The sequence below is a fragment of the Kitasatospora sp. NPDC057512 genome, assembly GCF_042802135.1.
GTDB lineage: Bacteria > Actinomycetota > Actinomycetes > Streptomycetales > Streptomycetaceae > Kitasatospora.
The window spans coordinates 1-8,538 of record NZ_JBHVET010000336.1; the positions used below are offsets into that span (position 1 = coordinate 1).

An 8,538-nucleotide genomic window follows, 5' to 3' on the forward strand; every position below is an offset into this window, starting at 1 on the left:
GTCGAGGTGGATACGGACACGTGCGGGACCTGCTCTCTGAGACGAACCGGGAGGGGGGCCGTCCGTACGCGGCCGGTGGCCGGCGGTGCGGCGCCGGTGGCTCGGTGTGCCGGCGGCGGTGACTCGGCGGCGGTGGCGGTGACTCGGTTCCGGTGCCGGTGGCTCGGTGGCGGTGACTCGGCTCCGGTGCCGGTGGCTCGGTACCGGCACCGGTGCCGGCGGCGGACGCGGCGGTCGTGGCGCGCCCCCGCCGCCGGCGGTCGGCCGTCAGTGCGCGGCGAAGGCCGAGGAGATCTGCGCGGCGGCGTCGCCCGAGGCCTTGGCCACGTCCGCCTTGCCGGTGACGACCTGCTGGAGCATCGTCGGGATCACCGCCTGGGCGTCGATCTGGGCCCACGCCTGGTCGAGCGGCACGAACTTCGTGCCGGCCGCGATGGTGTCGGTGAAGGGCTTCAGGAACGCGTCCTTCGCCGCGACCTTGCCGCTGACGGACTTGAGCGTCGGCAGGTTGCCCATCGCGTCGTACATCTGCTCCTGGTACGCGGGGCTCGCCAGCAGTTCGGCGAACTCGACCGCCAGCGTGCGGTGCTTGGCCGCCTTCATCACGCCCAGGTTGTTGCCGCCGGCGAAGGCCGGAGCGATCGAGCCGGGCTTCTCGCCGGGCAGCGGCACCACGCCGTACTTGTCCTTGACCGCGCCCGCGTCCACCTTGCTCCGGTTGGAGTTGAGCAGCACCGCCATCGCCGACTTGCCGGCCGCGAACAGGTCGACGGTCTTGCCGCCGGTCAGGTCCGCGCACTGCTGGGCGGGGCAGCCGTCCGCGCCGAAGAGGTCGGTGTAGCGCTTGATCCCGGCCTGCGAGGCTGGCGAGTTGATCGCCGCCTTGAACGCGGCGCCGTCCTTGGTGGCGATGTCGCCGCCCGCGTCCCAGACGAAGGGCAGCGCGGCGAAGGTGTACTTGCCGCCCACGGCGATGCCGAAGGTGTCCGGGTGGGCGGCGTGGATCTTCTGGTTGGCGGCGACCAGTTCGGCGTACGAGGTCGGCGGGGTGAGGCCGGCCTCGGTGAACAGGTCGGTGCGGTAGTACAGCGCGCGCACGCCGACCCACCAGGGCAGGCCGTAGGTCTTGCCGTCCACCACGGCGGTCTTGGCGATCGCCGGGTCGAGGTCGCCCTTGTCCTGCCACTTGTCCAGCTCGGTGGTGATGTCGGCGAGGCCGCCGGCGGCGACGTAGCCGGGCAGGTCGGTGTTGCCGAACTCGACCAGGTCGGGGGCGCTGTTCGGGTCGTTGAACGCGCCCTTCATCTTGGCCGCGCGGGCCGAGGCGTCGGTGTCGATGTAGCTGACGTTGACGGTGACGCCCTGGTGGGAGGCCTGGAACTCGGTCACGGCCTTGGCGATCACGGCCTCCTTGGCCGCGTTGCCCGCCTCGTTGTACAGCCAGACCTGCAGGGTGCCGGTCCGGTCGTCGGCGGCCTTGTCGCTCGCCGGCGAGGCCGTGCCGGGGGCGCAGGCGGTGGCGGCCAGGCAGCCGGCGGCGAGCACGACGGCTGCGGCGGTCCGTCCGATGAGTCGCATGGTGGAGACCTCCCCTCCCGACAGCTGCCGCCGAGACGTCCGCCGCGGGGACGGGCACGTCGAAGCAGGCCCTGACCGGGGCCGATGGTGGGTGAAGTGGTGGGGGTACGGCAGGGCGCAGCGCTCGGGTGGGGCGACGTCGCCTGCTCGATGGCAGGGACGTTAGGCGGGGGCGATCGGCGCCAACAAGAGGGAGTTGGGGAAAGTTTTGCACTGCACAACGTTGTATCGAAGATGAGGCGATCCCGTCACGACCGGGTACGTTCTGACAACCGCCGCCGACCTGCGGGGGAACACCGGCAGAACGACACCAGGGAACGGACCCATGACGGAGACGGCGCCCAAGAAACCCGCGACCGAACGCAACCAGTCCTCCTCGCTGCGCCGCGCGCTCGCCGTCCTCGGCTACGTCCGCGACCACGGCGACGGGCGCGGCGTGCCGCTCGCCCAGCTCGCCGACGGGCTCGGCCTGAACAAGAGCACCGTGCTGCGACTGGCCGGCCCCCTGCTGGACGAGCACCTCCTCGACCGGGACCGCGAGACCGGCTGGTTCCGGCTCGGCCACGGCTCCCTGCGGCTCGGCCAGGCCTATCTGACCACCCTCGACCTGCGCAGCGTCGCCGCCGAGCACCTGCGCAGGCTCCAGCGCGAGGCGGGCGAGACCGTCCACCTGACCGTCTGGCAGGCCCCCGGGATCGTCTACCTGGACAAGGTCGAGGACGAGACCAACGTCCGGATGGCCTCCCGGGTCGGCAGCCGGGCCCCCGCCTACTGCACCGCCACCGGAAAGGCGATCCTCGCCTGGCTGCCCGAGGAGGCCGTCGCCGAGGTGGTCGCGGCCGGACTGCGCCCGGTGACCGCCTGGACCATCGCCGACGAACCCCGGCTCCGCGCCGACCTCGCCCGCATCCGCGCCCGCGGCTACTCGATCGACGACCGCGAGAACGAGCCCGAGGTCCGCTGCGTCGCCGCCCCGATCTTCGACCACACCGGCGAGGTGACCGCCGCCCTGTCCGTCTCCGGCCTCACCTCACGGATGACCGCCGCCCGGGTCCGCGCCCTCGGCCCGGTGGTCGCCCAGGTCGGCCTGCGGATCTCCCGCGAACTGGGCTCCGACCGCCAGCCGTCCTGAGAACGCCTCGTCCTGAGAACACCTCGTCCTGAACGGCTGTCGTCCTGAACGGCCGTCCGGCGGCGCCCTGTTCCCGGAAACGCGGACAGGGCCCGATGCCGACCGAACGGCACCGGACCCTGTCCGACGTGGAGCGCCAGGCCCGGGTCGCACGGACTCTTCCTACTGAAAGTAGGACGTGCTCTGGTAGCACCACTGACGCCTGACGAGGAATCCCTCCCTCGCGACGAGAAGTACAGTACCAGCTCCGTGATCATCCACCGAACCGGAGGGGAACCCCGCATGACGAGCGCTCGACCCGAGGCCGGCCCGCCTGCCGCCCCGACTGCCGCTCCGTACGCGGAAGGGCGGCTGATGGACGTCCACCTCCCGGCCGCCGGCACCGCCGGACCGGCTCCCGTCGTGCTGCTCTGGCACGGCAACGGTCCGAACGAGCGCGACGTGCTGCGGCCGCTGGCCCGGGAGGCCGCCGGGCTGGGGCTGCTGGTGCTCATCCCGGACTGGAGCTCCGAGCAGCCGGACCGCGGCGGCGCCGAACTGCTCGCCTCACTGGCCCAGGCCCGCCGGATCGCCGCCGAGCACGGCGGGGACCCGGCCCGCTTCGTGCTGGCCGGCTGGTCGATGGGCGGCCGCGAGGCGGTAGCCGTGGCCACCCACCCGGACACCCCCGCCGAGCTACGGCCCGTCGCCGCCGTCGGCATCGCCTCGCACTACTCGACCACGGCCGTCACCACCGGCGAGGCCCCGCTCGACCACCTGGCCGCCGGCCCGTCCCCCGTCCCGCTCTGGCTGGTCCACGGCACGGCGGACGGGATCGTGGACGTCGAGCACACCCGGCAGTTGAGCGCTGCTCTGACAAAGCAGCGCTCAACGGTACGGACGCTCGAACTGCCCACCGACCACGCCGGCGTGGTGATGACCGCCTACCACCCCGAGGCCGGCCGCTGCCTTCCGGCCACCGACGCCGACACCCTGGCCGCCGGCCGGCGGACCGCCGCCGTCCTCGCCGAGGCGGCCGGGTTGGCCTGACGTCAGTTCCCCGCCGCCGGCTCCCTAAGTCCACCGCCGCGCTCCAGGGCCTCCAGGTCGCGCTGCAGCGGTGGGCGCGGGACGGCCAGCACCGGGCAGGCGGCGTGCCGGACGCAGTAGGCGGTGACCGAGGGGTGCACCAGTCGGGCGAGGCGGCCGCGTTCCCGTCCGGAGCCGAGGACGAGCAGGTCTCCGGGCCGGTCGGCGCACCGCACCAGCGTGTGGCCGGTGTCGCCGCGGACGGCCTGGCAGCGCAGCCGGACGCCCGCGTGGCGTCCGGCGAAGGCCTCGTCGAGGGCCTGCCGCAGCCGGGCCACGGCGGCGTCGCGGCCGGCGTCGATCACCGGCGGGCACGGAGTGCGGCGGTAGCCGAGTTCGTCGCCGGGCGGGGTCCAGCAGAGCACCGCGAGCACCTCGACGTCCGACCGACGGGCCTCGGCCACCGCGCGGTGCAGCGCGGCGAGGCTGCCCAGCGAGCCGCTGACGCCGACCACGATCCGGCCCCCGTCCGCACCACTGTCCGTCATGGCCACGCCCTGCCTCTCCGTCCGCCCGCGTGCCGGGGTGCCCTCGCGCCCGGTTGCCCTCACACCGGGCCGGACCGGACCGCGCCGATTCCACCCCAGCAAAGCGGCCCGGGCCCGTACGGCCCCGGGCCGTTGACGCGGCTCTGACGCGGAGCCCGTCCTTCCGTACGCGTCCCTGATGCGGCACGGGCGGCGGGCTCGGGCTCAGGAGGCTCGGGCCTGCGGAGGGCTCAGGAGGGCTCCGGCTCAGGAGGGCTCAGGAGGACTCCGGCTCAGGAGGACTCCGGCTCAGGAGGGCTCCGGCTGCTCCGCCTCCCAGAGGTCCGCGAACATCCGGTCCAGGTGCTCCTCCCCGATCGGCGGGACCGGCAGCGGGTGGGTGGCCCGGGCGCGGAAGCCGTCCAGCAGCAGGGCGAGGTAGCGGCGCCAGAGGTCGGGGCGCAGCTCGGTGGCGGCCGGCAGCGCGCGGCAGAGCGGGCCGAGCAGGAAGAGCAGGTCCATGGTGACCACGTCGCGGCGCATGGTGCCCTGCTCCTGGGCGCGGGCGATCAGGGCGCCGACGGTGGCGGCGTGCCCGCGGCTGATCTCGATCATTCCGGGGATGGTCGGGATGGCCTGGGTGACCAGGTCGTTGATGCCCCGGTCGGCGGCGACCAGTTCGAAGATCCGCCCGAAGTACCGTTCGAGGCCGCTCCAGGCGTCCGCGTCGGCGAGCGCCTCCTCACCCGCTGCGGCCAGGCCGCCCCCGGCGTCCGCGAACACCTCGCCGATCAGCGCCTCGCGGGTCGGGAAGTGCCGGTAGAGGGTGGCGTTGCCGACGCCCGCCTCCTTGGCGATCTGGTCCAGCGGCACGTCCAGGCCGTGCCGGGAGAACATGTCGCGGGCGGCGGCGAGCAGGAGGTCGCGGTTGCGCTGCGCGTCACGCCGGAGCCGCCCCGGGGGGTTCGCGCTGCTCGGTGGTGCCATGCCCCCGACCCTAGCAAGCGGCGGGTGGATCCACCCGGTCCCGCCTTCCGCCTCCATCGGCCCGCTCAACTACCCTGTGGGATTCGCGAGATGAACGGTACGCGGGCGTAGCACGGCACGCCGGCGCGAAGGGGGAGCACGACGATGGCCACGGTGACGGAACTGCGGTACTACCCGGTGAAGGGCTGCGCGGGGGTGGCGGCCGAGCAGGCGGAGCTCACCCGGGCCGGGCTGGCCCACGACCGGGCGTTCATGGTGGTGGACGAGGAGGGCGTGTTCCGTTCCCAGCGCCGGGACCCGGTGCTGGCCACCGTCCGCCCGACGGTGGCGGAGGACGGCCGTTCACTGACCCTGGCCGCCCCGGGGACGGAGCCGGTGTCGGTCCCGGTGGACACCGGGGGCCCGCGCCGCGAGGTGCGGCTGTTCGGTGCGCCGTTCCTCGGCATCGACCAGGGCGAGGAGGCCGCCGACTGGCTCTCCGGGGTGCTGGGCGCGCGCAGCCGGCTGGTCCGGGTGCCGCCGGAGCACGACCGGGTGACCGACGGGCTGATCCCGGGTACCTCGGGCTACGCGGACAGCTGCGCCGTGCACCTGGTGTCGCACTCCTCGCTGGAGCGCTTCAACGAGCTCTCCGGCACTCCGCCGCTGCCGATGGACCGGTTCCGCCCGAACGTGGTGGTGGACGGCTGGTCCGAACCGCACACCGAGGACCTGGCCCGCCGGATCGAGGTGGGCGGGGCCGAACTGGGCTACGCCAAGCTCGCGATCCGCTGCGCGGTGACGATGGTGGACCAGTCCCACGGCACCAAGGCGGGCCCGGAGCCGCTGCGCACACTGGCCCGGTACCGCCGGGCGGCGGCCGGCGGGGTGGCGTTCGGCAGCAAGTTCGCGGTGCTGCGGCCCGGCACGCTGCGGGTCGGGGACGAGCTGGCGGTGGGCGCCTGGGGGCCGTCCGAGCTCTGAGCCCGGGGCGGCGACTGCCGCCATGGCTGTGGCTCCGGCTACGACTCCGGCTCCGGCTGTGGCTCCGGCTGTGGCTACGACTACGGCTACGGCTCCGGCTCCGGCTCCGGCCGCACGGCGGTGACCTCGGCGGGGAAGCGAGCCGGGGCCACCGTCGTGTCGGACGTGTCCGGGGACGCCCCCGGGGTGATCAGCGGACGGTCAGCAGGTCTGGTCGATCAGGGAGAACGTGGCGTAGTGGTCGCCGGTGTAGTAGTCCTCCTGGCTGGCCTGTCCGGTCACGATCCGGCGGGCGCCGCGGGTCGGGGAGCCCGGGGTGACGACGGTGTACTCGTGGTAGTAGCCGTAGGACTCGCTGGGCAGGACGCCCTCCCGGTTCTGGAAGACCACCCCGTCCTGGGAGTAGGGGAACGGCCCGTCGGAGGCGATCAGGTTGAGGGTGTCGGTGGCCTGCGACGGGAGGGCGGAGAGGCAGACCGAGCCGCTCACGTCGGCGTGCGCCTCGGTGGCGACGGCGACCGGGGCGAGGGTCATCAGGGCGACGGCGGTGACGGCGGCGGCGCGGGTCTTCCACGCGCGTAGAGTGCGGGTCATGTCCACCAGTCTGACGAGACACCGTCAGCTCCGGAAGCCCTCAGAAAAACTATTAACCAGCGAGTAACTGCCCTTTACCTGCGAAGACTTGAGCCGTACGCCGAGCTCCGCCCCCCTTCCCCGGAACCGTCCGCGAAACGCCCACGAACCGCCCGTCCGATGCAAGGGTCGACCGTCATCGAACTCATGTCGGAGCTGTCCCGGCCGGACCGTGACGCATAGAGTGCCGCCTAGCCGGGCGGATCACGGCGGGCGGGGACGACCGCCGGAACGATCGCCGGAGCGATCACCGGAACGACTCTGACGGGGTGGGCATGGGTACGGGCTCGGGCACGGCACTGACGGCCCACCAGCTGATCGGCCTGCTGGTCGATCCGGGCGGCTTCCACGGCTGGGACGAGCCGCCGGCCGTCGACCGGCCCGACCCCGGCTACCGCGCCTCCCTCGACCGCGCCCGCGAGCGCACCGGGCTGGACGAGGCCGTCCTCACCGGCGTCGGCTCGATCGACGGCCGGCCGGTCGCCCTCATCGCCTCCGAGTTCGGCTTCCTCGGCGGCTCGATCGGTGTCGCCACCGCCGAGCGGATCACCCGCGCCGTCGAGCGCGCCACCGCCGAGCGGCTGCCGCTGCTCGCCCTGCCGGTCTCCGGCGGGACGCGGATGCAGGAGGGCTCGGCGGCCTTCCTCTGCATGCTGCGGATCACCGCCGCCGTCCAGGCGCACCGCGCTGCCGGCCTCCCCTACCTCACCTACCTGCGCAACCCCACCATGGGCGGGGTCTTCGCCTCCTGGGGCACGCTCGGGCAACTGGTCCTCGCCGAGCCCGGCGCCCGGCTCGGCTTCCTCGGCCCCCGGGTGTACGAGGAGCTGCGCGGCGTGGAGCTGCCGCCGGACGTCCAGCGGGCCGAGACCCTCGCCGGCCAGGGACTGGTGGACGCCGTCGTACCGCCGCAGGAGCTCCGCGAGCTACTCCGCCGTACGCTCGCCGTCCTGGCCGCCGCACCGCCGTCCCCTACTACGGACCCCACCGCCCCTCCGGACCCCGTGCCCGTCCCCACGCGTGGGCGTCCCGACGCCTGGGACTCCGTCCTCCGCACCCGTCGCCCCGACCGCCCGGGCACCCGCGAGCTGCTGCGGCACACCGCCGAGGAGCTGGTGCTGCTGGACGCCCCCGGCGGGCGCGGCGGCGCACTGGTCCGGGCGCTGGCCCTGCTCGGCGGCCGGCCCGTCCTGGTCGTCGGCCAGCAGCGGCAGACCCCCGAGCACGAGCGCCCCTTCACCGCCGCCGACCTGCGGGCCGTACGGCGCACCGCGCGCCTGGCCGAGCAGCTCGGACTGCCGCTGGTCACCGTGGTGGACACGGCCGGCGCCGAGCTGTCCGCCCAGGCGGAGCTGGACGGCATCGCGGTGGAGATCGCCCACTGCCTGACCACCCTGCTCGCGCTGCGCACCCCCGTCCTGGCCGTCCTGCTCGGCCAGGGCTCGGGCGGCGGGGCGCTCGCGCTGCTCCCGGCGGACCGGGTGATCGCCGCCGAGCACGCCTGGCTGGCGCCGCTGCCGCCGGAGGGCGCCTCGGCGATCGTCCACCGGGACGGCGCGCACGCCGCCGAGCTGGCCCGTGCCCAGGGGATCGGGGCGCACCGGCTGGCCGAGGTCGGACTGGTCGACGAGGTGGTCCCGGAGCTGCCGGACGCGGCCGAGGAGCCGGCGGAGTTCTGCGCCCGGCTCGGACAGGCGGTCGGTGCGGCGC

General features: G+C 74.3%; 8 protein-coding genes. 4 read left to right on the top strand and 4 right to left on the bottom strand.

All coding sequences use genetic code 11. The features are described from left to right. Positions 1-267 precede the first annotated feature (267 nt). Complete coding sequence (locus ACFU6K_RS21775; protein ID WP_380665409.1) at positions 268-1,578, bottom strand: extracellular solute-binding protein; 1,311 nt, start codon at positions 1,576-1,578, stop codon at positions 268-270. A 325-nt stretch (positions 1,579-1,903) separates the two neighbouring features. Here ACFU6K_RS21775 and ACFU6K_RS21780 point away from each other — a divergent pair, with 325 nt between their 5' ends. Beyond that, positions 1,904-2,710 carry an IclR family transcriptional regulator gene (locus ACFU6K_RS21780; protein ID WP_049650658.1) on the top strand — a complete coding sequence of 269 codons (807 nt, stop codon included), beginning with the start codon at positions 1,904-1,906 and terminating at the stop codon, positions 2,708-2,710. 282 nt (positions 2,711-2,992) lie between these two features. Further along, positions 2,993-3,739: an alpha/beta hydrolase family protein gene (locus ACFU6K_RS21785; protein WP_380665411.1), complete on the top strand. Its 747-nt coding sequence runs from the start codon at positions 2,993-2,995 to the stop codon at positions 3,737-3,739. 2 nt (positions 3,740-3,741) lie between these two features. Here the strand turns inward: ACFU6K_RS21785 and ACFU6K_RS21790 are convergent, their stop codons facing one another. Both ACFU6K_RS21790 and ACFU6K_RS21795 read right to left on the bottom strand, forming a co-directional pair. Further along, complete coding sequence (locus tag ACFU6K_RS21790; RefSeq protein ID WP_380665417.1) at positions 3,742-4,266, bottom strand: universal stress protein; 525 nt, start codon at positions 4,264-4,266, stop codon at positions 3,742-3,744. A 288-nt stretch (positions 4,267-4,554) separates the two neighbouring features. Beyond that, positions 4,555-5,232: a TetR/AcrR family transcriptional regulator gene (locus ACFU6K_RS21795; RefSeq protein ID WP_380665413.1), complete on the bottom strand. Its 678-nt coding sequence runs from the start codon at positions 5,230-5,232 to the stop codon at positions 4,555-4,557. A 144-nt stretch (positions 5,233-5,376) separates the two neighbouring features. Between ACFU6K_RS21795 and ACFU6K_RS21800 the strand changes: the two genes are divergently transcribed. Then, a complete protein-coding gene (locus ACFU6K_RS21800; protein ID WP_380665415.1) occupies positions 5,377-6,195 on the top strand; it encodes an MOSC domain-containing protein in 819 nt (272 codons plus the stop codon). 201 nt (positions 6,196-6,396) lie between these two features. On the opposite strand, the gene ACFU6K_RS21805 is transcribed toward ACFU6K_RS21800, so the two are convergent. Then, a complete protein-coding gene (locus ACFU6K_RS21805; RefSeq protein WP_380665419.1) occupies positions 6,397-6,729 on the bottom strand; it encodes a ribonuclease in 333 nt (110 codons plus the stop codon). A gap of 374 nt (positions 6,730-7,103) precedes the next feature. On the opposite strand from ACFU6K_RS21805, the gene ACFU6K_RS21810 reads away from it, so the two are divergent. After that, the coding region (locus ACFU6K_RS21810; protein WP_380665421.1) for a carboxyl transferase domain-containing protein at positions 7,104-8,538 on the top strand (1,435 nt) is incomplete at its 3' end.

Excerpts from the sequence above, each read along its gene's own strand:
- ACFU6K_RS21780 (WP_049650658.1), top strand. The coding sequence starts at position 1,904 with ATGACGGAGACGGCGCCCAAGAAACCCGCGACCGAACGCAACCAGTCC.
- ACFU6K_RS21785 (WP_380665411.1), top strand. The coding sequence starts at position 2,993 with ATGACGAGCGCTCGACCCGAGGCCGGCCCGCCTGCCGCCCCGACTGCC.
- ACFU6K_RS21800 (WP_380665415.1), top strand. The coding sequence starts at position 5,377 with ATGGCCACGGTGACGGAACTGCGGTACTACCCGGTGAAGGGCTGCGCG.
- ACFU6K_RS21775 (WP_380665409.1), bottom strand. The coding sequence starts at position 1,578 with ATGCGACTCATCGGACGGACCGCCGCAGCCGTCGTGCTCGCCGCCGGC.
- ACFU6K_RS21795 (WP_380665413.1), bottom strand. The coding sequence starts at position 5,232 with ATGGCACCACCGAGCAGCGCGAACCCCCCGGGGCGGCTCCGGCGTGAC.
- ACFU6K_RS21790 (WP_380665417.1), bottom strand. The coding sequence starts at position 4,266 with ATGACGGACAGTGGTGCGGACGGGGGCCGGATCGTGGTCGGCGTCAGC.
- ACFU6K_RS21805 (WP_380665419.1), bottom strand. The coding sequence starts at position 6,729 with ATGACCCTCGCCCCGGTCGCCGTCGCCACCGAGGCGCACGCCGACGTG.